The organism is Rhodococcus sp. 24CO (assembly GCF_050586165.1).
GTDB lineage: Bacteria > Actinomycetota > Actinomycetes > Mycobacteriales > Mycobacteriaceae > Rhodococcus_F.
This window is the reverse complement of record NZ_JAZFNF010000002.1, coordinates 51,413-73,585: the sequence shown is the minus strand read 5'-3', so window position 1 is coordinate 73,585 and position 22,173 is coordinate 51,413. Positions and strand designations below refer to the sequence as shown.

General features: G+C 62.9%; 23 protein-coding genes. 16 read left to right on the top strand and 7 right to left on the bottom strand.

Features of this window, described 5'->3' with window-relative positions; all coding sequences use genetic code 11:
* Nucleotides 1-114 precede the first annotated feature (114 nt).
* The 3 genes from V2B23_RS04495 (at nucleotide 115) to V2B23_RS04485 (ending at nucleotide 3,006) form a co-directional block, all read left to right on the top strand.
* A complete protein-coding gene (locus V2B23_RS04495; protein ID WP_430949249.1) occupies nucleotides 115-678 on the top strand; it encodes a PadR family transcriptional regulator in 564 nt (187 codons plus the stop codon).
* Nucleotides 671-1,774 (top strand): inositol-3-phosphate synthase, encoded by a 1,104-nt coding sequence (locus tag V2B23_RS04490; protein ID WP_033237087.1) that lies wholly within the window; start codon nucleotides 671-673, stop codon nucleotides 1,772-1,774. Before V2B23_RS04495 ends, V2B23_RS04490 begins: the two co-directional genes overlap by 8 nt.
* Nucleotides 1,775-1,989: 215 nt before the next feature.
* On the top strand, nucleotides 1,990-3,006 hold the full coding sequence (locus tag V2B23_RS04485) for an isopenicillin N synthase family dioxygenase (protein WP_430949248.1): 1,017 nt from the start codon (nucleotides 1,990-1,992) through the stop codon (nucleotides 3,004-3,006).
* 35 nt (nucleotides 3,007-3,041) lie between these two features.
* On the opposite strand, the gene V2B23_RS04480 is transcribed toward V2B23_RS04485, so the two are convergent.
* Both V2B23_RS04480 and V2B23_RS04475 read right to left on the bottom strand, forming a co-directional pair.
* Nucleotides 3,042-5,162 carry an FAD-dependent oxidoreductase gene (locus tag V2B23_RS04480; protein WP_430949247.1) on the bottom strand — a complete coding sequence of 707 codons (2,121 nt, stop codon included), beginning with the start codon at nucleotides 5,160-5,162 and terminating at the stop codon, nucleotides 3,042-3,044.
* Between the two features lie 41 nt (nucleotides 5,163-5,203).
* Complete coding sequence (locus tag V2B23_RS04475) at nucleotides 5,204-6,598, bottom strand: PLP-dependent aminotransferase family protein (protein WP_430949246.1); 1,395 nt, start codon at nucleotides 6,596-6,598, stop codon at nucleotides 5,204-5,206.
* A gap of 84 nt (nucleotides 6,599-6,682) precedes the next feature.
* Here V2B23_RS04475 and V2B23_RS04470 point away from each other — a divergent pair, with 84 nt between their 5' ends.
* Nucleotides 6,683-7,360, top strand: coding sequence for a pyridoxamine 5'-phosphate oxidase family protein (locus V2B23_RS04470; protein WP_430949245.1), 678 nt, complete (start codon nucleotides 6,683-6,685; stop codon nucleotides 7,358-7,360).
* Between the two features lie 11 nt (nucleotides 7,361-7,371).
* Here the strand turns inward: V2B23_RS04470 and V2B23_RS04465 are convergent, their stop codons facing one another.
* The 3 genes from V2B23_RS04465 to V2B23_RS04455 form a co-directional block, all read right to left on the bottom strand.
* Nucleotides 7,372-8,244 carry a slipin family protein gene (locus tag V2B23_RS04465; protein WP_430949244.1) on the bottom strand — a complete coding sequence of 291 codons (873 nt, stop codon included), beginning with the start codon at nucleotides 8,242-8,244 and terminating at the stop codon, nucleotides 7,372-7,374.
* Nucleotides 8,241-8,711 carry an NfeD family protein gene (locus V2B23_RS04460; RefSeq protein ID WP_430949243.1) on the bottom strand — a complete coding sequence of 157 codons (471 nt, stop codon included), beginning with the start codon at nucleotides 8,709-8,711 and terminating at the stop codon, nucleotides 8,241-8,243. Before V2B23_RS04460 ends, V2B23_RS04465 begins: the two co-directional genes overlap by 4 nt.
* Nucleotides 8,712-8,828: 117 nt before the next feature.
* On the bottom strand, nucleotides 8,829-9,578 hold the full coding sequence (locus V2B23_RS04455; protein ID WP_430949242.1) for an IclR family transcriptional regulator: 750 nt from the start codon (nucleotides 9,576-9,578) through the stop codon (nucleotides 8,829-8,831).
* Nucleotides 9,579-9,825: 247 nt separating this feature from the next.
* Between V2B23_RS04455 and V2B23_RS04450 the strand changes: the two genes are divergently transcribed.
* The 9 genes from V2B23_RS04450 (at nucleotide 9,826) to V2B23_RS04410 (ending at nucleotide 19,045) form a co-directional block, all read left to right on the top strand.
* A complete protein-coding gene (locus tag V2B23_RS04450) occupies nucleotides 9,826-10,878 on the top strand; it encodes an NrtA/SsuA/CpmA family ABC transporter substrate-binding protein (RefSeq protein ID WP_430949241.1) in 1,053 nt (350 codons plus the stop codon).
* 4 nt (nucleotides 10,879-10,882) lie between these two features.
* Nucleotides 10,883-11,740, top strand: coding sequence for an ABC transporter permease (locus V2B23_RS04445; RefSeq protein ID WP_430949240.1), 858 nt, complete (start codon nucleotides 10,883-10,885; stop codon nucleotides 11,738-11,740).
* A complete protein-coding gene (locus V2B23_RS04440) occupies nucleotides 11,737-12,579 on the top strand; it encodes an ABC transporter ATP-binding protein (RefSeq protein ID WP_430949239.1) in 843 nt (280 codons plus the stop codon). Before V2B23_RS04445 ends, V2B23_RS04440 begins: the two co-directional genes overlap by 4 nt.
* Complete coding sequence (locus V2B23_RS04435) at nucleotides 12,563-13,606, top strand: ABC transporter substrate-binding protein (protein ID WP_430949238.1); 1,044 nt, start codon at nucleotides 12,563-12,565, stop codon at nucleotides 13,604-13,606. The genes V2B23_RS04440 and V2B23_RS04435 overlap by 17 nt, the downstream gene beginning before the upstream one ends.
* Entirely contained in the window at nucleotides 13,603-14,712 is a 1,110-nt protein-coding gene (locus tag V2B23_RS04430) for an LLM class flavin-dependent oxidoreductase (RefSeq protein WP_430949237.1), read from the top strand. Before V2B23_RS04435 ends, V2B23_RS04430 begins: the two co-directional genes overlap by 4 nt.
* Nucleotides 14,709-15,863, top strand: coding sequence for an LLM class flavin-dependent oxidoreductase (locus V2B23_RS04425; RefSeq protein WP_003946051.1), 1,155 nt, complete (start codon nucleotides 14,709-14,711; stop codon nucleotides 15,861-15,863). Before V2B23_RS04430 ends, V2B23_RS04425 begins: the two co-directional genes overlap by 4 nt.
* A complete protein-coding gene (locus V2B23_RS04420; protein WP_430949236.1) occupies nucleotides 15,860-16,567 on the top strand; it encodes a class II aldolase/adducin family protein in 708 nt (235 codons plus the stop codon). Before V2B23_RS04425 ends, V2B23_RS04420 begins: the two co-directional genes overlap by 4 nt.
* A gap of 40 nt (nucleotides 16,568-16,607) precedes the next feature.
* Nucleotides 16,608-17,549, top strand: a complete 942-nt coding sequence (locus V2B23_RS04415) for an ABC transporter substrate-binding protein (RefSeq protein ID WP_430949235.1) — start codon at nucleotides 16,608-16,610, stop codon at nucleotides 17,547-17,549.
* Nucleotides 17,550-17,776: 227 nt separating this feature from the next.
* Nucleotides 17,777-19,045 (top strand): reverse transcriptase family protein, encoded by a 1,269-nt coding sequence (locus V2B23_RS04410; protein WP_430949234.1) that lies wholly within the window; start codon nucleotides 17,777-17,779, stop codon nucleotides 19,043-19,045.
* Between the two features lie 10 nt (nucleotides 19,046-19,055).
* On the opposite strand, the gene V2B23_RS04405 is transcribed toward V2B23_RS04410, so the two are convergent.
* Nucleotides 19,056-19,268, bottom strand: a complete 213-nt coding sequence (locus V2B23_RS04405; protein WP_430949233.1) for a hypothetical protein — start codon at nucleotides 19,266-19,268, stop codon at nucleotides 19,056-19,058.
* Between the two features lie 169 nt (nucleotides 19,269-19,437).
* Between V2B23_RS04405 and V2B23_RS04400 the strand changes: the two genes are divergently transcribed.
* A complete protein-coding gene (locus V2B23_RS04400; protein WP_430949232.1) occupies nucleotides 19,438-20,097 on the top strand; it encodes a TetR/AcrR family transcriptional regulator in 660 nt (219 codons plus the stop codon).
* Nucleotides 20,094-20,756: an enoyl-CoA hydratase-related protein gene (locus V2B23_RS04395; RefSeq protein ID WP_430949231.1), complete on the top strand. Its 663-nt coding sequence runs from the start codon at nucleotides 20,094-20,096 to the stop codon at nucleotides 20,754-20,756. The genes V2B23_RS04400 and V2B23_RS04395 overlap by 4 nt, the downstream gene beginning before the upstream one ends.
* On the opposite strand, the gene V2B23_RS04390 is transcribed toward V2B23_RS04395, so the two are convergent.
* The gene (locus tag V2B23_RS04390; protein WP_430949230.1) at nucleotides 20,721-21,389 is read right to left on the bottom strand and encodes an AAA family ATPase; all 669 of its coding nucleotides are present in this window, start codon (nucleotides 21,387-21,389) and stop codon (nucleotides 20,721-20,723) included. The two genes, V2B23_RS04395 and V2B23_RS04390, sit on opposite strands and share 36 nt — an antisense overlap.
* Here V2B23_RS04390 and V2B23_RS04385 point away from each other — a divergent pair.
* Entirely contained in the window at nucleotides 21,355-22,101 is a 747-nt protein-coding gene (locus V2B23_RS04385; protein ID WP_430949229.1) for an MBL fold metallo-hydrolase, read from the top strand. The genes V2B23_RS04390 and V2B23_RS04385 overlap by 35 nt on opposite strands.
* Nucleotides 22,102-22,173 lie beyond the last annotated feature (72 nt).

Sequence of the window (22,173 nt, the reverse complement as noted above, 5' to 3'; positions counted from 1 at the left end):
TCTAGCCGTGACACCTTGGTACACGTATCGGGCCGCAGTATGGTTTTATATATCGGCGCGATATAGTTGGGTATCGCATCAAGCGGTTAGATCCACAGACTCGGGAGGTGTCACTTGCTCGAACTCGCAATTCTCGGGCTACTCCTCGAGTCACCGATGCACGGATACGAGCTGCGCAAGCGGCTCACCGGTCTGCTCGGCGCATTCCGTGCGTTCTCGTACGGATCGCTGTACCCGGCACTACGGCGCATGCAAGCCGACGGCTTGATCTCGGAAGACATCGACAACACCACCGGCCCACTCAAGCGTCGGGCCCGTCGCGTCTACCAGCTCACCCCGGAAGGCCGGCAACGGTTCACTGAATTGGTCGCCGACACGGGACCGCAGAACTACACCGACGACGGTTTCGGCGTTCACCTCGCCTTCTTCAGCCGCACCCCCGCAGAAGCGCGGATGCGGATCCTCGAAGGCAGACGACGCCAAGTCGAAGAGCGCCGCGAAGGCCTTCGCGACGCCGTCGGCCGGGCCAGCGGATCGCTGGACCGATATACCCGCCAGCTCCACCAGCTCGGACTCGAGTCGAGTGAACGCGAAGTGCGTTGGCTCAACGATTTGATCGCAGCCGAGCAATCGATACCAGGAACATCCAAGAAAGAAGGAGAGCCCGACCATGGGTGAGAACAGCACCGCGGTGCGCGTAGCAATTGTGGGCGTGGGTAACTGTGCCTCGTCCCTGGTTCAGGGCGTCCACTACTACAAGGATGCAGACGAGACCGGCACCGTTCCCGGCCTCATGCACGTCAAGTTCGGTAAGTACCACGTCCGCGACGTACAGTTCGTCGCCGCTTTCGACGTCGACGCCAAGAAGGTCGGCTTCGACCTCTCCGAGGCAATCCTCGCCAGCGAGAACAACACCATGAAGATCGCTGACGTCCCGCCGCTCGACATCCCCGTCCAGCGCGGCCCGACACTCGACGGCATCGGCAAGTACTACGCCGAGACCATCGAACTGTCCGACGCCGAGCCCGTCGACGTGGTCCAGGCACTCAAGGACGCCAAGGTCGACGTCCTCGTGTCCTACCTGCCCGTCGGCTCCGAAGCTGCTGACAAGTTCTACGCACAGTGCTGCATCGACGCTGGCGTCGCGTTCGTCAACGCACTGCCCGTGTTCATCGCCTCCGACCCGGAGTGGGCTGCCAAGTTCAAGGACGCCGGCGTCCCGATCGTCGGTGACGACATCAAGAGCCAGGTCGGCGCCACCATCACCCACCGCGTGATGGCGAAGCTGTTCGAAGACCGTGGCGTCGTGCTCGACCGCACGTACCAGCTCAACGTCGGCGGCAACATGGACTTCAAGAACATGCTCGAGCGCGATCGCCTGGAGTCCAAGAAGGTCTCCAAGACTCAGGCCGTCACGTCGAACCTCACCGGCTCCCTCGCCGGCAAGGTCCACGACCGCAACGTCCACATCGGTCCCTCGGACTACGTGGAGTGGCTCGACGACCGCAAGTGGGCATACGTGCGCCTCGAAGGCCGCGCCTTCGGTGACGCTCCCCTCAACCTGGAGTACAAGCTCGAGGTCTGGGATTCGCCCAACTCCGCAGGCATCATCATCGACGCCGTCCGCGCAGCCAAGATCGCCAAGGACCGCGGCATCGGTGGACCGGTTTACCCGGCATCCGCTTACCTGATGAAGTCCCCGCCGGTTCAGATGGCCGACGACAAGGCTCGCACCGAGCTCGAAGCGTTCATCATCGGCGCTGACGAAGCGTAGCTAGACACCGGGCTGAAGAAGCGTAAGCCTTTTCAGCTCACACAGATTCGGGGTCTTGCGCCAACGGCGCAGGGCCCCGATTTCTGTTCCCCGCAGGGCGTTTCCGCAGTCGCGCGGCTGATCACGCCTGCGGATGCGGAATCGCCGCGCGGGGCCAGGTGCCGAGCTGCGTGGAATGATGGACGGTAAGGACCATCACACGAATCGAGGACCCCATGTCGATTGCGTCCCTGCCTGTTCTCGACCTCTCGCACGCGGAGAATCCGGAGACTGCCGAACAGTTCCGGGCTCAGCTGCGCGACGCGACGCACGACATGGGCTTTTTCTACCTCGTCGGCCATGGAATTCCCGACGCTTTGCAACGACGCCTTCTCACCGTCGCACGCGAGTTCTTTGCTCTCCCCTTGGCCGAGAAGCTGGCGATCGAGAACCTGCGCAGCCCGCACTTTCGTGGATACACACGTCTCGGCGGTGAACTCACCGAAGGCAAGCAAGACTGGCGCGAGCAGATCGACATCGGTGCCGAGCAACCTGCTGCCGCGCGCACTGCCACGTCGCCCGACTGGGAGATTCTGCAAGGACCCAATCAATGGCCGGACGCCCTTCCCGAACTACGCGAAGTCATCACCGAATGGAATGACGAACTCACCGGCGTCGCATTGCGATTGCTCCGGGAGTGGGCTGTCGCTCTAGGGCAGGATCCGCACATTTTCGACGCCGCGTTTGCAAAGGATCCGTCGATCCTGATCAAAGTGGTGTGCTATCCGGGTCGACCGAAGGACGCCGGAACTCAGGGAGTCGGCGGCCACAAGGACGCCGGCGTACTGACCCTGCTGTACGTCGAGCCCGGTAAAGCCGGCTTGCAGGTGGAGCACGGCGGTGACTGGATCGACGCACCGCCACTCGAAGGCGCGCTGGTGGTGAACATCGGCGAACTGCTCGAGGTGGCAACGGGCGGATATCTGAAAGCCACAGTGCACCGGGTTATTTCACCGGAAGGAGCGGGCGAGCGAATCTCCGTGCCGTTCTTCTTCAATCCGAACTACGCCACTCAGGTCCCGGAGTTCGACCTCCCACCGGAATTGGCGAAGCACGCTACCGGCGTCACCGTCGACGCAAACAATCCAATCCACGATTCCTACGGCGGCAATGCGCTCAAGAGTCGGTTGCGCGCGCATCCCGACGTGGCGGCACGGTGGTGGCCGGACATTGTTGCTGTGCGCCTTCAGTAACCGCCCGCGGTTAACAAAGGCGCACAGCAGCAGACTCAGATATCCATCGCAGCTTTCCACGCTGTGTGCATTGCACCCTCGATGTAGTCGACCTCAGAGGCATCGCCGACAACGCGTACGTCGGATACCACACCTGCCAACTTGTCGGCCAGCGGCGCCTGCGCCGACACACCCGATGCGACGACAACCATGTCGGCCGGAGCTGTCAGTGTCTTGTCACCGGAACGGAATTCGACGTGTTCCTTGGTGATTCGCTGCACCGTTGAATTGCGGTGAATGTTCACACCCACATGCTTGGCGTGGCGCACAGCCGTCCAGCGGCGCGGCATCGCCATCGGAATGCCCAACTGCTGGCCTTCTTCGATGAGCGTCACATTGCGACCGCGCTCGGCCAGGAACTCCGCAAGCTCGAGTCCGACAAGCGAACCACCGATAACCACGACGTCCTTGCCCATGGGCAGGAACTTGCGCGTCACCGCACGAATCGCGGCGGGGCTCTTGGTGATTCCGGAGAGTTTGCCCAGCTTGGCCATCATCCGCAGGAACGGGGGCACCTGCGAGGTGTCGCCGGCACCGGTCATCAAGGCGCGCAACGTATCACCGGTGTGTACGTGCGGTAGGTCGCCGCCGGGAACGGACGGACGGTCGCGCACCGCGCCGGTGGCCACCACGACCACGTCGGCGTTGAGTGCCTTGATCGAAGCGACTGTGGCCTCGGTGTTCAGCCGGATATCGACGCCCAGGCGCGAGGTTTCCACCTTGAGCCAGTCGAGCAGACGACCGTTGTCCGGCGTCGTGAGGCTCGAGAACCAGAGCGTGCCGCCGAGCCGATCTGCCTTGTCTACCAAGGTGACTCGATGTCCACGTTCACTGGCGACTCGCGCAGTCTCGAGGCCACCTGGTCCGGCACCGACAATCACGACATGCTTGGGTGTCGTCGACTTGACGAAAGGTACGAGTGCCTCGTTGCCGAGCGCGGGGTTGACAGCGCACAGCGGGGTCTCGTCCCAGAAGTTCTCCTGCACGCAGACGTAGCAATTGATGCAAGGCCGAACCCGCTCGGGTGTACCGTCTTTGAGTTTGTTCACCAACTGTGGGTCGGCCAGGAGCTGACGGCCCATTGCGGCGAAGTCCGTGCGACCTTCCGCGATCATCTTCTCGCCGACCTCGGGGAGCATACGTCCGACGGTGATCACAGGAATCGATATCGCCTGCTTGATTCGCGTTGCATTGTCGGTGTAATAGCCGACCTTGTCGGGCAGGGGGCCGTCTGTGAAGTTGGCAAAAGCATTCAGGGCGGTACCGGTGACGTGGATGGCGTCAGCGCCGGCCTCTTCGAACATCTTGGCGGCCGCAACAGCCTCGTCGACGGTGAGCCCGTCGGTTTCGCCGTACTCTTGACCGGCCAGACGCACGATGACGGCAAGCGAACCGCCGACCTCCTCCTTGACCGCGCGAATAACTTCACAAGCCAGGCGGGCCCGATTCTCCATGGAACCGCCGTACTCGTCGCTGCGCTGATTCGTGTACCGACTCAGGAACGCTCCGAGGACGTAGTTGTGGGCACAGTGAATCTCGACGGCGTCGCCGCCCGCCGCCTTCACCCGTCCGGCAGCCTCGGCGAACATGCGGACCAGCCAATCAAGATCTTCCTGGTCGGCCTCGTGGTAGGTCGCCCTTTTGCCCTCATTGATGGCGGCCATCTTGCCCAGTTCTTCGGGTGTGCAATCGGCCATCGCACTCATGTCACCCGGCGGCTTCGGCATGGACGGCACCAGCTGCGGTCGGCCGTCGAGGGTGTCGATGCGCGCCACCTTGCCGTGGTGTGTCATCTGCACACACAGCTTGCTGCCGGCGTCGTGCACCGCGTCGGCCAAGGCCTTGAGTCCGGGGATGAACCGGTCTTCCGAGAGCCCCGGTTCCTTGCGGCTGGTGCAGCCCAACGGATACGCAACAGCGCAGCAACCCGTGATGATCAAACCGGTTCCACCGGCCGCGCGCGCCACGAAATGGTCGATGTCGCCCGTCTCGATTTCACCGTCTTCGCAGAGGTTCATGTCCATAGCGGGCAGAACAACGCGGTTGGGCACGGTGATGGGACCGATGGTCCCAGGTGCGAGCAGGTGCGGGAAAGTCTGGTTGCGGATCACGAGCACACGCTAGAACCGGCAGCCACACCTCAGGGCGCCGTTCCCGATCAACGGGATTCAACCCCGTGATCTACGAGACAGTTTGCGATCACCTCGAGTGCGTATTCGAGGTCGCCTGCGTCCACCCGGCCGTACCCGATAACCAGTCCACCTGGATCTTTGTGACTGCGCGCCGACTCAGCCAGGGTTGGTACCTGCACTCCGCATTCGAGCGCATGTTGTGCGACGGTCTCGGCCAGATCCGCGTCCAACACCAGCGTCGTGTGCATGCCCGCTCCGAGGCCGCGCAGTTCCCCGAAACGGGACAGAGCAGCGTGCACCAAACGATCGCGCTCTCGATATCGCCGACGCGCGGCCCGAACCGTCCTGTCCCATTCACCCTCCCGCAAGAGTGAGAGCAGAGCCCGTTGCAACGGAAGAGACGGGAAATCCCCGATGCGAACCCGATGCGCCGCAATTCGACGGGCAAGCTCTTCCGGGGCAACCAACCAACCCAGCCGAATTCCCGCGCCGAGCGTCTTGGCGACCGTACCCAGGTACACCACCCGATCCGGCGCGAGTTGTGCCAGCGCCGGCAACGGCGCTACGTCGTAACGGAATTCGGAGTCGTAGTCGTCCTCGAAGAGCAGGACGTCCCGCTCCCGTGCATAGTCGATCAACTGATTTCGCCGACTCACCGGCAAAAGTCCACCGGTCGGATATTGATGTGACGGTGTCACGTACACACCACGAACATTCCGGGGCGCCGATTCCAGCTCGTCGACGCAGAGTCCGTGCGCATCTACCGGCACGTCGAGTAGGGACCAACCGGTGGCAAGCGCCGCCGTCGACGCGCTTCGGTATCCCGGATCTTCCATTGCCAGAACAGCGTTGGGGGAGCGCAGCGCGGACAACGCCAGTCCGAGGCCGTGTGTAGCCCCGGAGGTAATGACGATGCGCTCGGGTTCGACGGCCATGCCGCGAGCCCGAGCCAACAGTTGTGACAGCGCAGAACGCAGGTCGATGTCGCCCGCCGGGTCAGGATCCCCGAAAGGTGGTGGCATGGAACCGACATCGCGCCAGGCCCGACGCCAGGCCGCGCTCGCCCGCGGCGGAGTCCACGGCACTCCGGGGCGCAATTGAACCTGCGGCGGTGCGGGAGCGACTACCTTCGCCGGCTTGGGCGTAGACATGACAACGGATGAAGGAGCTTCGGCCACAAAGGTTCCCGATCCGCGCACCGCTACGAGCCAGCCCTCGGCAATCAGTTGCTCGTAGGCTCGTTCCACCACGGCGCGTGCAACGCCGAGCTCGGCGGCCAGCTTCCGTGAACTCGGCAGCCGCAAACCTACAACAGCCGATCCGCTGCGAATGTCGGCCCGCAGGTGATCGGCAACCTGGATCGGCAGCGGTCGCCGATCGGTCCGGTCGAGCACCACCGTTACCGCCGAGGGCAGAAGCATCGTTTCCCCTTCGTAAAGTGGCCTACCAAAGTGCCCACAAATTGGACCATGACGCCAAGCCACTTGGCAACGAGTATTGCTCACATGACACACACCGTCGCACTCGCCCCACTGTCCCCAACAGCACGTACAACCCACAAGCGCGCGCGTCATCACGGTGTCACCGACCGGGCAGCGCTCTTCGACGTCCTGCGCTCCGCCAAGCTGTGCCACTTGGGTGTGTCCACCGACGGTGTGCCTCTCGTGCTGCCGACCGCATACGGATTCGATCCCGACGGCCCGGATCAAGGCGGCACTCTCTACCTGCACGGTTCGGTGGCGTCACGCAGCCTCGCACCCGACGGCGAGATCTGCGTAACCGTCACCGTGCTCGACGGACTTGTTCTGGCCCGCTCCGGCTTTCACCATTCGATGAACTACCGCAGCGCCGTGATTCTCGGTCGACCCCGCATCGTCACGGACCCGGACGAACGGCTCAGTGCATTGAATCTCATTGTCGATCAAGTAGTTCCCGACCGCTCCGGACACCTCCGGGCATCAACACGCAAGGAACTGGCGGCAACCGTGGTGCTTGCACTGCCCCTGTTCGAGGCGTCGGTGAAGGCACGCACCGGCGGCCCCGGCGACGACGACGCAGATATCGGCGTCGAAAAGGTCTGGGCCGGTGTCATTCCGGCATCCGTACAGTTCGGTGAACCCATCCGAGCCGAAGACCTCGATGCGGATATCATGCTGCCCGAGCATGTCTCGGCCATCATGTAGCCGAAGCAGCGCTACCGCGGGATTGGCGGGGACAACGGCGGGCGAATATCCAGACCATTGGGCCGCGGTTCGGAAGTCACCGGCGTGACCGATCCGGACGCGCCTTGGTTGCCCTCGTCCTGCTTGTCCTCGCCCCGGTTGCCCAGGAATGGACGAACCAGGTCGATGGGCAGCGGGAATACGACGGTCGAATTGTTCTCGGCCCCAATCGCGTGCAGCGTCTGCAGGTAACGCAATTGCAGGGTGGTCGGGTTGCGGCTGATCACGTCGGCCGCGTCGGCAAGCGTTGCCGACGCCTGGAATTCGGCTTGCGCGTTGATGATCTTGGCTCGCCGTTCACGCTCCGCCTCCGCCTGACGGGCGATGGCGCGCTGCATGTTGGCAGGAATCTCGACGTCCTTGATCTCCACCGTGGTGACCTTGACTCCCCACGGTTCCGTCTGTTGATCGATCACCTTCTGCAGGTCTTCGTTGAGACGTTCACGCTCGGAGAGCAAGGCGTCGAGGTCGGCTTTGCCGAGGATCGAGCGCAGCGTTGTCTGCGCAATCTGAGACGTCGCTGCCAGGAAATCTTCGACCTCGACGATTGCGCGATCGGCATCGACTACCCGGAAGTAGGTGACAGCTGTGACTTTTGCCGGCACGTTGTCTCGCGTAATGACTTCCTGCACCGGAATTTTCAGAGTCACGGTCCGCAGGCTCACCCGCTCCATCCGATCGATTGCCGGAATGAGAATTACCAGACCAGGCCCCTTCAACGCGATCAACCGTCCGAGCCGGAAAACAACAGCGCGTTCATACTCTCGCAGGACCCGAATCGACATGCCGACCAGCGTCACGAGAAGCAGGACAACGATGCACAGGGAAATGAGAATGGTGGTCATAGCAACTCCCACGGTTCACGACGGCGCACTGTCAGGGTCAGACCACGAACCTGCTCCACTACGACGGGATCGCCGGCCTTCGGCACAGAGGCGTCATTGAACCCGTAATCCATTCGGGCGTTCCACAACCCGCCCGCAGCCTCGACCTGCCCGCGCGAGCCGTCCCAACTGCGTACCGTCGCATCGGATCCGATCAGAGATTCAACTCCGGTACGCACGGGCGCATGCCGGGCGGTCAGAACTTTCCGGCTCGCCACCGCGGTAACGCCCAGGCCGACCACTGCAACCCCTGCCGTCACCGGAATTGCAATCACTTGGCCCGCGTCGCCGGAGGTGAAGAGTAACCAGACACCCGCCCCGATCAGGAGCGCACCAAGACCGCCGAGCACCCCCGCAGTCGGGGCATGCGCCTCGACCACCATCAACAAGACACCCAACAGCAGGGCCGCGATACCCAATGTCGTCATCACTCGTCTCCACGCTCACGAGGGCTCGGTCGCGTCGCGTAGCCATCGTGCGATCGGGCCCTCCACATCAACGGTAATCACGTTCGGCCGGATCTGCCACAAACGCTTCACGCCAGTTCAGAGAAGCACTTCACCGATCTGTCGCGCAGTCACCTTGGCAAGATCTGCGAGAAACGGAATCCGCTGGTCGATCATCATCTCCACGGGGCCACGAAGCCCGAGAGCGTAACGCACAGTGCCTGATCCATCGATGATCGGAATTCCGATCGTCCGGAAATTTGGGGTCAACTCCTCGTCGTTGAATCCGTATCCTCGCTCGCGGGTCAATTCCAACTCCCGGCGGATACTGGCAACCTCCGTAATCGCACGCTGGGTGGTCGCTTCACGTGGCAGGGCAGCGAGTTCGAAGTCGTCAACATCGGACCAGGCCAGAAAGGCTTTCCCCAGTGCGCTTGCGTGCAAGGGAAGTCGAACACCCTGCAGCACGTGTCCGTCGGCCTCGCGCCACCGACTGAATCCGAGCAACACCACCTCACTTCCGCTTCGCACCGCCAGCGAGGCAGACGCTCCTGTCGTCGCGGCCAATTGCTCCAAGTAGGGCTCGGACAGATAGATTCGATGCTGCCGATAGGAGACCTGTCCGTAGGCTGCCAGCGCCGCTCCGATGCGATACCGACTGGTCGCGTCGTCCTTCTCAAGGAACCCCGCGTCGACGAGCGACTGCAGCAACCGATGCGTGGTGCTCACCGCAAGTTCTTGTCGCCGTGCAACTTCCGATACTCCCAGTTCTTCGCCACTGCGAAAACATGTGAGCATCGTCAGGGCACGGGTTACCGTCTGAACTCCCGCACCGCGTGCGTCCGTCACGAACGATCCTTTCGCTGTGGCCTGATCGACCTGAGAATCGGACGCTAACACGGACCCACCCGTCCGGCCATTCTTTCCATCAGATGGAAAGAAACCAGACGAAGACCTACAAAACCCCAGATGAACAAACTTCCGGTGTTGTCAAGGTTTCCAATCTTCAGAAAGCAAACGGGGGTAAAACAGACAGGCACCCAATAGCGTCATCGTCGTCAGTTCTGACGAATCAACGCCTGAAGGAGCCACATACATGTCCCGCTTCCGCCGACTGCCACGAGCTGCCGCTGCGCTCGCCATGATCCCGCTGGCCGGGTTGGCGGTGGCGTGTGGGTCTTCCGATTCCGACAGCGCCGCAGGCAATTCCAGCGCAGACTTCACGCTCAAGGTCTTCGATCCCGGAAACTCCGGTGCCATCGCCGTCGGCAAGCGTGACGGAACCTACGACGAGGCGCTGGCGCCGCTAGGCGCAAAAATCGAATGGGTCAAGACCACACCGGGATTCAGCTCCAACCTCAAACTGTTCAACAGCGGTGAACTCGACATCCAAACCGGCGCATACAGTCCCGTCGTCGGCGCACTGTCCAAGGATGTCGGAGTCCGCATCTTCGCGACGTCGGACCCGTACAACAAGGACCAGGCCGGCATCATCGCCACTCCGGAATCCGGCATCAAGACCGTCGCAGATCTGGCTGGCAAGCGCATTGCCGTCAACCCTGCAGGTAAGGGCGAGTACATCACGCTCAAGGCCCTAACGCAGGCCGGAGTGCCGATCGATTCCGTCGAACGCGTTCCGCTACAGCAGGCTGACGCGGCGTCGGCGTTCTCCACCGGGCAGGTCGACGCGTGGGCATCGTTCCTGATTCCGTATCAGGAGGCCAAGGCCAAGGGCGCGGTCGAGATCGCAACCGAGGCGAGCATCGACTCCGTGGACAGCACCATCATCGCCGGCCGCACCGCAGTACTCGAAGCGCATCCCGAGGTGGTCCAGAAGTTCCTCGAGGTCACCCAGGAACTCACCGCGAAGCAGCAGGCCGACCCAGCAGCCTTCGAGAACGTCTTCGAACAGACCGGTCCGCGTGCACTCTCCGGACAGCGACTCGACGACGCGATTACCCTCGGCGGCCAGATCACCAACTTCCGCTATCCGACTGCAGCCGACGCCACCGACCTCGAATCCATCTCCACGCTGTTCGCCGAGAACAAGGTGATCCAGCAACCCCTCAAGGGCACTGACGTGATCTTCGACCTCCAGGGCGCAGTCGCAGGTTCAGCTGCAGCAGCGCCCACCGCTGAGGGGAAGTGACCCGATGGTGACGCTGACCCACCCCGCTCGAACGGCGTCGCAGTCAGTGGAACATCCGCAACTCGAAACGCCCCGCTACCGGCGTAATCGCAGCAGGCCCAAGTGGGTCTCGATCCCACTCCGCTTCCTCGTGCCCGCGCTGCTGGTTGCCGGATGGTGGATCGGATCGGCTACGGGACTGATCCGCGAAGAGATCCTGGCCGGACCTCCGGCGGTGTGGACGGCATTCGCCGAGCTGTACCAGTCGGGTCAGTTGGTCGACTTCGGTCTCGCGTCGCTTCAACGTGCTGCACTCGGTGTTTCGGTCGGTGTGATCGTTGGATTGGTGCTCGGGGTTCTGTCCGGTCTCTCCTCGCTCGGCGAAGAACTGATCGACTCGACCATGCAGATCAACCGCGCGGTTCCGTTCCTCGCGCTCGTTCCGCTGTTCATCGCTTGGTTCGGTATCGACGAGACTTTCAAGGTTGTCCTGATCGCGGTCGCGACCGTCGCCCCCATGTACGCGTACACCTACCTCGGTGTGCGCGGGGTCGATCGCAAGATGGTGGAAGCGGCACAGGGTTTCGGACTGACAGGTTGGCGACTGGTGTTCGGAGCGATTCTTCCGACCGCCCTCCCCGGTGTTCTCATGGGTCTTCGAATCTGCCTGTCGCTCAGCATCACCGGATTGATCGCAGCCGAGCAGGTCGGCACGCGTGAGGGGATCGGATACCTGGTCACCCTGGCGCAGGAATACAACCGCACCGACTACATGGTTCTGTGCATCGTCATGTACGCGGCTCTGGGTCTCATCTTCGACGCCGTGGTCAGGCTGATCGAGCGGTACTCCATGCCGTGGCGGCGATTGTCGGTGGCGCGATGACGAACACGACCGTCGGCTCGCTCCCGAACACCGAAGCACCTCTGCCTCCGTTGGCAACGCGTGAGCGGACCGGCACCACTGCGGCCGAACGGCGGGCCGGATCACCAGTGGCAGTCTCGCTCACCGGAGTGCGGAAGTCGTTCGGTGACAAGACTGTTCTGGGTGGTATCGATCTCGAGATCACACGCGGAGAGTTCGTCGTTCTCCTCGGCCCAAGCGGCACCGGCAAGACAACACTGCTACGAGTGCTCTCCGGATTGGAAGCACCGGACAGCGGCGAGGTGCTGGTTCCGCGCGATCGCACGGTCGTCTACCAGGAACCGCGATTGATACCGTCGAAGCGAGTTCTGGCCAATGTCACAGTCGGACAGAAGCGGTCACGTCAGGTGACCGACAATGCACGCAACGCACTCTCCGAGGTCAACCTCGCGGACAAGCACCGTGCCTGGCCGGCCACCCTCTCCGGCGGCGAGGCCCAACGCGTCGCATTGGCGCGCGCTCTCGTTCGCGAACCCGAACTATTACTGCTCGACGAACCGTTCGCAGCCCTCGACGCTTTGACCAGGCTCCAAATGCAAGACTTGGTAGGCGATCTGGTCGCCCGTCACCGTCCGGCAGTACTACTCGTCACGCACGACGTCGACGAAGCCGTACGACTTGCCGACCGCGTGCTCATTCTCGACAAGGGCGGGTTTGCCGTGGACGTCGACATCGATCTGCCACGTCCTCGCGACCGGAACGATCCCGAATCTTTGCGCTACCGAGCGAGTTTCCTGAAGGAACTCGGCGTCGGTCGCACCTTCCCCGACGGACAGGACAGTCATGACATTGATCGCTGATTCCGCAATCGACACACTCTGGTACACCCGCTGCCCCGTTCCCACCGCCAGCGGTCTCGCCAACAGTCTCGGTTGGCTCGACCGGACGGCAAACGAATCCGGAGTGCGTTTCGGCGTACTGCAAGATGCCGGACCGGAATTGGCAGTGCGCCATTTCGACCACCACCTCTCCGGACTCATTCGCGAGGGCGGTAACGTCCCCGCACTGGCCGCGCGTGCCAGTGGTTCTCCGACGCGGCTCATCGGGCTCACCTGGATCGACGAGGCCCAGGCAATCCTGGTGCGCGGAGACTCCGACATCCGCGAAGCAGGTCTTTTGGCCGGCGCTCGGATCGGTATCCCGGCTTGGGCGGCGGATCAGGCCAGGAGCTTTCCTCGCGCCATGGCCCTGCACGGCTTCGCCTCGGCACTTCGACTGGGCGAGTTGAGTTTTGCCGACGTCACCCTCGTCGAGGTTGCGACGACGGCAGCCCCCGAGGTCCGCACCGCCTCGTCCACCCGCAACACGACGTGGGGTGTCGAATCCCTGCTCCGCGGCGACGTCGACGCCATCTACGTCAAGGGCGCCCGCGCCCAGGAAGTTGCCCGCGAACACGGCCTCGCCGTTGCCGTCGATCTCGATTCCACTGCATCCCTACGTGATCGCGTCAACAACGGCACCCCACGACCGATCACGGTTCACGCCGATCTACTCGAACAGCGCCCGGACATCGTCGTCGGTTTCCTCGCCGAGAGCCTCAGAGCGGCGGACTGGGCCGCAGCCAACATCGACGAGGTCCGGGCCGTGCTGCAGACCGAAACACAGTCGGGGCCCGAAGGTGTGGTGGCAGCGTACGGCGAGAACTTCCACACCGGACTGCATTTGAGCCTGTCGGACGAGCGTGTGGACCTGCTCGGCGTGCAGAAACAGTTCCTGTATGCGCACGGCTTCCTTGCCGCCGACTTCGACCTGCAGTCCTGGGTGGCGCACGAACCACTGGAACAGGCACGCGCACTTGTCGCCGCGCAGCAGGGCACAGCAGAATGACGGACGTCTACTGGGAGTTGCCGTCGCGCGGTGACGGACGCCGGGCACTAGCCGCCCTGAACAGTCGCGGCGGCTTCGGGCCGCAGCGACCGACTACAATCGCGACCGATGTTCGCCCCGGAAACTTCGGGCCCTTCGACGAATTGGCACAGATCGTTCTCGCAGCCGAACTGTCGGGCGTCGACGGCGTTGTCGCACCGTACGATCCGAATGGCGAAGAATCCTGGATCGTTGCGGCCGCCGCCCTACGTCAGACGCGTCATTCGCGAGTGGTCGTGGAGTTTCACCCCACTTTCGGCACCCCCGTCTACGCCGCCAAAATGTCGGCGACACTTCAGCGCCTGTCGGCAGGTCGTCTCGAATGGCGAGTGAAGGTAGAGACGGACGCCGAAGACGCCGCTGCTCGCGGAGACGTGGTTCGAGGAGCCGACCGCTACGCGCGCGCCGCGGAGTTCTTGACCGTCGCACGCGGTGTGTGGAATGAGGAACAGATTCTGCCAGGCGGCTTCGGCGGCACGGGTTACGACTTCGACGGCGAGTACTACGACGTACTCGGCGGCGGATTCCGAGGCATCTTGTCGGGACTCCGTTTTCCCCGAGTACATCTGACCGGAGATTCTCCGGAAGCTCTGGAACTCTCGGCCCACCATGCCGATGTCCATCAGTTCACCCTTGCCGGTGACGAGTTGTCGACACGGATCACCACCCTCGACGACCGAGCATCCGAACTCGGCAGGACCGTCGAGAAGGTCCTTCGCATCCCGATCATCGCGAGGGAGACAGCCGACGAAGCCTGGGCTCGCGTCGAACGGCAACTGAGAGAAACCGATTCCGCTGCACTCGAAATCGATCGGGGCGGCATCCTGTGGTCCGGATTCGACCGCATCGGCTACGAGCACAGTTTCGGCCTCGTCGGAAGCTACGAGGAAGTGGCGCAGCGATTGTCGTCGTATCGCGATCTCGGCGTGGACGGTTTCGTCTTGTCAGGTCGGCCACACATCGAAGAGCTGCACCGGGCGGGCGAGCATCTCCTGCACCTGGTCGATCCCGAGGGTCGGATCCGCAAGGAAGAGAAGGCCACCACAGAAGAGAAGGCCACCGCATGAGCATCGATTTCTATTGGCGGATCGGGATGGAAGGCGACCACGCGTCGCTGCGTACGCCGCGTCGCTACAACCGCGGCGATGCCGGTGGCTACGGGCCGGGCAACATCGCTCCCGCGATCCGCGGCGGCGAACTGGACGGATACAGCTATATCGACCACATGGCCGCAGTGGCAAAGGCTTCCGAGTCCGCCGGCTTCCTCGGTGGACTGCTGCCGTCCTTTCCGATGACCGAGGACCCGTGGGCGACCGCAGCAGCGTTGGCTGCCGAGACCACCACGTACCGTTTCATGGTCGCGTTCCAACCGGGGTTCCTTCACCCGGTACAGGCCGCGCGGATGTCGGCCAGTCTGCAGCGAGCAACCGGCGGACGTCTGGTTTACAACATCATCAGTGGTGGAGGCGGAGCACCTCAGCTGTGGTGGGGTGACAAGGTCGACCATGACGATCGCTACACTAGAACGTCCGAGTTCCTCGATGTCCTCAAAGGTGTGTGGGACGGCGAACCTTTCGACTTCGACGGTCGCTTCTTCCAAACCCACGGCGCTGCACTGCCACCCGGACTTGCCGGCCAACCGTTTCCCGAGGTGTACTTCTCCGGATCTTCGGCAGCAGCCGTCGCCGCCGCCGGACTGCACTCCGATTACTACCTTTCCTGGCTGGAACCGTACGCCGATCTGAGAGCCAAGATCGACGGCGTGCGGGAGAACTCGGCCAAGCTGGGACGCACCCCGAAGTTCGCCGTACGCATCGACGTCGTTGCCCGGCACACGGAGGAAGCCGCGTGGGCCGAGATCGAGAAGGGCTGGGCCTTCGTCGACAAAGGAGCCGCCGACCGTGCAGCGCAGGGTGATTCGGTGGGCGCCGCCCGCATCAAGGGGTGGGTGCCCGAACACATCACCGGTTACCGAGATCTGGAAGTGCAGCCCAACGTGTGGTGCGGCTTCAGCCTCATCCGCGGCGGACCGGCGTTCGGTCTGGTCGGCAGCTACGAACAGGTCGCCGAAAGACTCGACGAGCTCCGCGAACTGGGCGTCGACGCCTTCATCCTCGCCGGTAACCCGCATCTCGAAGAGGCGTACCGCGTCGGCGAAGAAGTTCTTCCCCTCCTGCAGCGCACCCCGATCACACCTTCTGGACTGGAGACTCGATGACCACCACCGAAACTCGACTCGACGCCGATACCGCAGCATTCGTCGAAGAAGCGCGCAAAGCAGCAGACAAGGCATTCGACGTCTTCCGCAAGACCGGAACGGTTGCAGCCAACGGGACCGTCAACTTCGTCGAACGCGTGCCCGGCACCGAAATCGCAGTCGCCCTGAACGATCCGGGACCGTGGGCGGATGATCCGTCGGTGTCACCGGTTGTCGCTACGTTCGATGGAGAAGTGCTGTCCGGCAACGGATCGGCCGGTTTTGTCACCGGCTACGCGTCAGTGTTCCGTGAGCATCCGGAAATCACCAGCGTCGTCCACATCCACACTCCGTGGCTCGGTGGTTGGGCTCAGACTCATCGGACCCTGCCCATCCGCTATGCGGCTTCGCAGAGGCTGACGCTCTCCCGAGAGATTCCGCCGCACATCGATCGATCTCGGTCTGCAGGGGATTTCATTCTCGAGCGTCTCGAACACGATCCCGATCTGGTCGCGATCTTCGAAGCCAACGGCGGGGTCAACGTCATCGGACGCAGCGGGTTGCTCGACCTCGCGAAGTTCGTCGTCCTCCTCGAGGAAGGCGCCCAGTTCCAGGCGATCGCCGAAACCCTCGGCGGTTCGGTCGAATTCGATCCGTCCAACCTCACCGTCCAGTGGGGCCGTAGCGGACTCGCCGACGAGGCGCGTCGACGCGGCCTCATCTAGCCACCCCATCACTGATTCAGAACAGGAAACCGTAGATCTCATGACCGTTCGCGTCGGATACTTCCCACACAACAATTCGCTGTTCGTCCTGCGCCACACCGGAATCCTCGAACGCCGTCTCCCGGACATCGAGTGGGTGGACCTGCGTGAGCTTCCCGCCAAGCCTGCAGTGAACCCGGAAAACGCCTTGCCGACCCTGCACTCGGACTGGCTGTTCGAGGAGGGCGGATACGACGTGATCGGAACCGGCTTCACGCCGCCCGTCACCGGATTGGCCCAGGGCCGCGATCTCGTCTACATCGGAATCTCCGGCCCTCGCGTGGAGAACGGGCGCCTGGTGGTCAAGGCTGATTCCGAGATCAACTCGGTAGAGGACCTGCGCGGTAAGCGCGTCGGCATCGCGCACGGATCGTGGCAGACCACACTTTTGTTGTTCGCCTTGGATCAGGCGGGGCTGACCTGGTCCGACATCGTCCCCGTCGATACCGACGTGCGCGGTGGTGGAGCGGACCTCGTCGACGGCACCATCGATGCCTGGGTAGGGGCGTACCCGGGGCTGACCGACATCGAAGCGAACCACGAACTACGCACGCTGATCGCCACCGACGGGCTCTTCAGCCACCCCTCACTGTGGTTCACCCGGCGCGATTTCGCGGATATTAACCCGGAGGCCCTCCAGGCGATCATCGAGGCCCTGCAGGAATCCGACGCCTGGATCGAAGCCAACCCCCGCGAAGCCGCGCAGATCTTCGTCGACGACATCGAGAAGCATGGCGGGTCCGCGAGCATCGATGCCTGGGAAGCTGCACTGCGCGGGCGTCCTTTCGGGGTCAACCCGGTCACCGACGAGTTCCTCGACGAGCAGCAGCGCGCGGCCGATCTCCTGCTGAGCAACGGACTACTGCCGAAGGCGGTCACCGTCCGCGAAGCAGTCGTGCCGTGGATCAGCGAGTTCGTCGGTTCGGATCGTTCGTCGATCTGAGGCCTGATGCTGTACACGTGACAGATACCGGACGGTCTGCCATTGTGAAGGCATGCGGCGGCGCGTGGGTGAGAGTTGGTCCACGCGACCAGTCTCAGGGGTAACCCCTGGGTCGGCCAGAAGAATTGGATACTGCGTCCGACGGCATTCGGCACGCTCCGCGTGCTCCCCGCCGCCCCGGACAAAGGATTTGGTCACCCTGCGCCGCCGCATCCTGGATATGCATCATGGGTGACTTCGAACTCGATGCCGAATTGGCGCGTCGACTGGCAGACGCAGCCGACGACGCACCATGGACCCTCGGTGGCCTCGAGGAGGCATTCGGAACCGTCTTCGGTGTGTCCCCGACACTCTTGGCGGTCCGAGTCCTCGATCTCATGCCCGCCCCACCGTTCGAACCGCAGTCGCTCTACCGATTGCTGCGCGAACTACCGCGCCTGCGACCAGTTCCCCTCTCGTTGGACACCAACGAATCTTCGGTATGGCGCTTCGACGTGCCGCGATACAACACCAACGCCGACCTTGCCCGCTCGCTCGATCTGACAATCTCGGAACTCGAGTGGTTCGCCGATCGCGGTGAATGGCTACGCACGAAACCTCTCCCGCTGCGCCACTACCGGCCCATGCAGATCAGCAAGAAGGCCGGCGCTCGCCTACTCGAGATACCTAAACCCAGGCTGCGTGAAATTCAGCGGAAGATCCTGCGCCGCATCCTCGATCAGGTACCGCCGCACGACGCGGCACACGGATTTGTCCGTGGCCGAAGCCCTCTGACTTTTGCAGCGCCGCATGCACAATCGGAAATCGTGATCGGTGTGGACCTCGCTCAGTTCTTCCCGTCTATCACCGGCGACCGTGTTCACGCGATCTTCACCGCCCTCGGCTACCCGCCCGCCGTCGCCGGAACCCTCACCGGATTGTGCACTGTCGCAACGCCGGCCGACACCTTGCGCGGCGTGCCCTACGCACAGGCGTCGCAGTTGAGAACGGCGCACCTGCCCCAAGGTGCACCGACGTCGCCTGCGCTCGCGAACCTTGTAGCGCGCAACCTCGATATCCGGTTGAGTGGGCTGGCGAAGACGAACTGGCTCACCTACTCCCGCTACGCCGACGACCTCGCATTCTCGGGCATCGAGGTCGCCGACGTCGGCACCCTCCTGTGGACGGTCGGACAGATCGCCAGAGACGAGGGGTTCGCCGTCCATCCTCGTAAGACAAAAGTGATGCGTCCGCATCGACGCCAGCACCTCACCGGGCTGGTGATCAACAACCAACCGTCGTATCCGCGTGACGAATACGACCGATTGCGCGCACTGCTCCACAATGCCGCCAATACCTCTGCACAGGAACAGAATCGAGAGTCGATCGCGAACTTTCGCGCTCACATCTACGGCCGGATCGCGCACATCGGCGAAACCAGCCCTACGCGCCGACGCACGTTGCTGCGGTTGGCCGACCGCGTAGATTGGGGCGCCGAGATTCTCGAGTCGAACTGACCCTCGAGTTTCAGCGGTTCACGACCAACTCGGCTGCCGAAGCGAGGGGAAGATCGGATACAGCGGCGGCGGGGCGGACGCTCAGATAGGCGACCAGGTCAGCAAGCGGATCGGCGACGCCAACCGGTGCATCCGCGCCGGGAAGGGTCCCAGGCCGCCAAAGACGCAAGTAGAGTGGCCGTCGGCAACTGAGAGCCTTTGGCCGAGTGAGCACCCTTTTCATCAAGTGAGCACCCCTTCCAGAGAACTGGAAGGGGTGCTCACTTTGCAGTAGGGGTGCTCACTTCACCAGGGTTTCGATCCCCACCGGCGGACGTCCGAGCACCAATGTGACGGCCGCATGATCCGACCACACACTAGTAACAGAGCAGACGCTCTGTTACTGTGCGTTCATGCCTCGGCCACGCGTCCACGATCTCGACACACTGCTCGATGCTGCCGAAAATCTCGCCGCCACTGCCGGGCCGACCGCAGTCACGGTCAGAGCCGTATCCGATATCACCGGCGTCTCGAACGGCGCGATCTATCACGCATTCGGTTCTCGCGGTGGCCTGGTCGGTAGCGCATGGCTACGCGCCGCACAGCGATTTCTCGCACTCCAGCAGTCGAGAGTGGATGACACCCTGCGCCATCCCTCACCGTCCGCTGCAGTGGACGCAGTGGTCGCCGCCGCTGAAGTGCCGGCGATCTTCGCGCTGGATTACCCACATTCCGCACTACTTCTGTTGACGATCAGGCGTGAGGAACTACTCGGCAGCGACGTCCCTGCCGATATCGCAGAACAACTCACACAACTCGACCGGGCGCTCGTCGAGTTGTTCATCCGGTTGTCGACGGCACTCTGGGGCCGTAAAGACGGACGAGCAGTCGAAGCAATCGAAGCCTGTGTTGTCGGCCTACCTACCGGACTCCTCATCCACCCGGCCAAACGCGCCGACGGTTGGCGAGTACCCGATACAGCAGCACGCGCGCGGTTGGACGCTGCCGTTCGAGCCGTTCTGCGTCTCGACCCACCACTCCCCAAGTCCCGCAACAAGAAAGGCCAATCATGACCCCTACGCTCCGCTTCGAAAACAAGATCGCCGTCCTCGATCTCGGCGACGACGAAAATCGCTTCTCCCCGGATTGGCTCGACTCCGTCGACAAGCTGCTCGACCAGGCTTTGCGCGAAGGCGCACACGCCCTGATCACCACGGCAACGGGTAAGTTCTATTCCAACGGACTCGATCTCGACTGGCTGGGCGCGCACACTGACAAGGCAAATTGGTATGTGCAGCAAGTGCAATCATTGTTCGCTCGGATGCTGACGTACCCGATGCCGACCGTCGCTGCGGTCAACGGTCACGCCTTCGGAGCGGGCGCGATGCTCGGGGTCGCCCACGACTATCGCGTCATGCGCGACGATCGAGGCTACTACTGCTTCCCGGAAGTCGACATCAACATCCCTTTCACCGAAGGAATGGCTGCGCTCATTCAGGCCAAACTCAGTCCTGCCTCGGCCGTCGTCGCCATGACCACCGGGCGGCGGTACGGCGGAAGCGACGCGCTTGCCGCAGGTCTGGTGGACGCCACGGCTTCCGTCGAAGCGCTGACCACCAAGGCAATCGACATAGTCGCACCGATCGGCCCGAAGAATCCGGGCACACTTGGCGCCATCAAGTCGACGATGTTCGCTTCAGTGGTCACCGCTCTGCACACTGAGCGCCCGTAACGACGGATAATGTTCTCGCAGAGACGCTTCCACGTCATCGGCAACACTTTCGGGGTCTCGGCCTTCGGTGCTGAGAACCAGGTCAACCCCGATCAACGACGGCATCGAACCGGCCAGGAGTTGTGACGCTTCCACCAGTTGCTCCAACCCTGCCCAGTTGGCCGGTTCACGCTCGATGATTCTGTTGCGCAACGTATCCGGATCGGCCTCTAGCCGTACCAGCAGGTGCCCGTCAGTCGCGGTCGCGGCCAGCAGAGCACGCCCGTAGTCGTCGTCTTCGACGGTAGCGGTGATGAACAGGAGTTCGTAACCCACCTCACGGTACGACGTGCACAGCATCTCGACGTGCGCGATGGCTCGTTCGGTTCCCAGTGGCGGGTAACACCGCTCCAGTTCGTCAACCTCGATCATCGCGTTTCTCACGCCGGCCTCACCGAGTCGATCGTGAAGCGCGGTCGAGACGGAACTCTTCCCCGCGCCCGGCGGGCCTGTCAGCAGCAGTACAAACACATCCTCCACTATTCCAGAGCCTTGTGCCCGGACTGAGCGGCGAGAAAGCTGGAGGTCACGGAAGTACAGCCCTGATCGGAGCACAGCGATGAGCACAACGATCACCGAGATCGCCCCGGACATCTATCGACTCTCGACCTTCGTTCCGGAAGCGAACCTCGCAATGAACCAATTTCTTGTCGACGGCGAGGAACCACTGCTCTTCCACACCGGGCAGAGAGCGCTGTTCACCTCGTCGTCCGACGCACTGTCGCGTCTGCTCGACCCGGCCCGGCTGAAATGGATCACGTTCGGTCACGTCGAAGCCGACGAGTGTGGGGCGATGAATTCGTGGCTCGCCGCAGCGCCCGACGCGCAGGTCGCGCATTGCGCAATGGGATGCTTCGTCCAGGTCAACGACCTGGCCGACCGAATGCCAGTTCCGTTGCAGGACGGCGATGTACTCGAAACAGGCCGCCGACGCGTTCGCCATATCGACACCCCGCACGTCCCGCACGGCTGGGACGCGGGCCTGATGTTCGAGGAGACAACGTCGACGTTGTTCTGTGGCGACCTGTTCACCGCGTTCGGACCCCCGCCCGCAACAACCGAACAGGAAATCGTCGGTCCCGCCATTGCGGCCGAGGATCTGGGGCATGCAACAGCCTTGACGCCGGCACTTGCGCCTACCATCCGTGCCCTCGCCGACCTCGAACCACGAATTCTGGCCACCATGCACGCACCGACCTTCTACGGCGACTGCGTCGGTGCCCTTCACGATCTGGCGACGGCGTACAAGGAACGGTTCGACAACGAAACCGAAAAATTTTCTCGGATGGACCAAGCGCCTCGCTGAAGTTGTCGGTCCCAACCGCTACTCTCACGCCAAGGGCTTGACGGCAGGGGTTCACAGAACGTCGGCAAGCCC

What these genes read in the sequence shown, in the direction of transcription:
- V2B23_RS04440 (WP_430949239.1), top strand. Translation starts at nt 11,737, where the DNA reads ATGACGAACACGACCGTCGGCTCGCTCCCGAACACCGAAGCACCTCTG.
- V2B23_RS04415 (WP_430949235.1), top strand. Translation starts at nt 16,608, where the DNA reads ATGACCGTTCGCGTCGGATACTTCCCACACAACAATTCGCTGTTCGTC.
- V2B23_RS04450 (WP_430949241.1), top strand. Translation starts at nt 9,826, where the DNA reads ATGTCCCGCTTCCGCCGACTGCCACGAGCTGCCGCTGCGCTCGCCATG.
- V2B23_RS04490 (WP_033237087.1), top strand. Translation starts at nt 671, where the DNA reads ATGGGTGAGAACAGCACCGCGGTGCGCGTAGCAATTGTGGGCGTGGGT.
- V2B23_RS04445 (WP_430949240.1), top strand. Translation starts at nt 10,883, where the DNA reads ATGGTGACGCTGACCCACCCCGCTCGAACGGCGTCGCAGTCAGTGGAA.
- V2B23_RS04390 (WP_430949230.1), bottom strand. Translation starts at nt 21,389, where the DNA reads ATGTCCGGGGCGATCTCGGTGATCGTTGTGCTCATCGCTGTGCTCCGA.
- V2B23_RS04395 (WP_430949231.1), top strand. Translation starts at nt 20,094, where the DNA reads ATGACCCCTACGCTCCGCTTCGAAAACAAGATCGCCGTCCTCGATCTC.
- V2B23_RS04460 (WP_430949243.1), bottom strand. Translation starts at nt 8,711, where the DNA reads ATGACGACATTGGGTATCGCGGCCCTGCTGTTGGGTGTCTTGTTGATG.
- V2B23_RS04470 (WP_430949245.1), top strand. Translation starts at nt 6,683, where the DNA reads ATGACACACACCGTCGCACTCGCCCCACTGTCCCCAACAGCACGTACA.
- V2B23_RS04430 (WP_430949237.1), top strand. Translation starts at nt 13,603, where the DNA reads ATGACGGACGTCTACTGGGAGTTGCCGTCGCGCGGTGACGGACGCCGG.
- V2B23_RS04405 (WP_430949233.1), bottom strand. Translation starts at nt 19,268, where the DNA reads ATGAAAAGGGTGCTCACTCGGCCAAAGGCTCTCAGTTGCCGACGGCCA.
- V2B23_RS04465 (WP_430949244.1), bottom strand. Translation starts at nt 8,244, where the DNA reads ATGACCACCATTCTCATTTCCCTGTGCATCGTTGTCCTGCTTCTCGTG.
- V2B23_RS04385 (WP_430949229.1), top strand. Translation starts at nt 21,355, where the DNA reads ATGAGCACAACGATCACCGAGATCGCCCCGGACATCTATCGACTCTCG.
- V2B23_RS04420 (WP_430949236.1), top strand. Translation starts at nt 15,860, where the DNA reads ATGACCACCACCGAAACTCGACTCGACGCCGATACCGCAGCATTCGTC.
- V2B23_RS04435 (WP_430949238.1), top strand. Translation starts at nt 12,563, where the DNA reads ATGACATTGATCGCTGATTCCGCAATCGACACACTCTGGTACACCCGC.
- V2B23_RS04475 (WP_430949246.1), bottom strand. Translation starts at nt 6,598, where the DNA reads ATGCTTCTGCCCTCGGCGGTAACGGTGGTGCTCGACCGGACCGATCGG.
- V2B23_RS04485 (WP_430949248.1), top strand. Translation starts at nt 1,990, where the DNA reads ATGTCGATTGCGTCCCTGCCTGTTCTCGACCTCTCGCACGCGGAGAAT.
- V2B23_RS04425 (WP_003946051.1), top strand. Translation starts at nt 14,709, where the DNA reads ATGAGCATCGATTTCTATTGGCGGATCGGGATGGAAGGCGACCACGCG.
- V2B23_RS04400 (WP_430949232.1), top strand. Translation starts at nt 19,438, where the DNA reads ATGCCTCGGCCACGCGTCCACGATCTCGACACACTGCTCGATGCTGCC.
- V2B23_RS04410 (WP_430949234.1), top strand. Translation starts at nt 17,777, where the DNA reads ATGGGTGACTTCGAACTCGATGCCGAATTGGCGCGTCGACTGGCAGAC.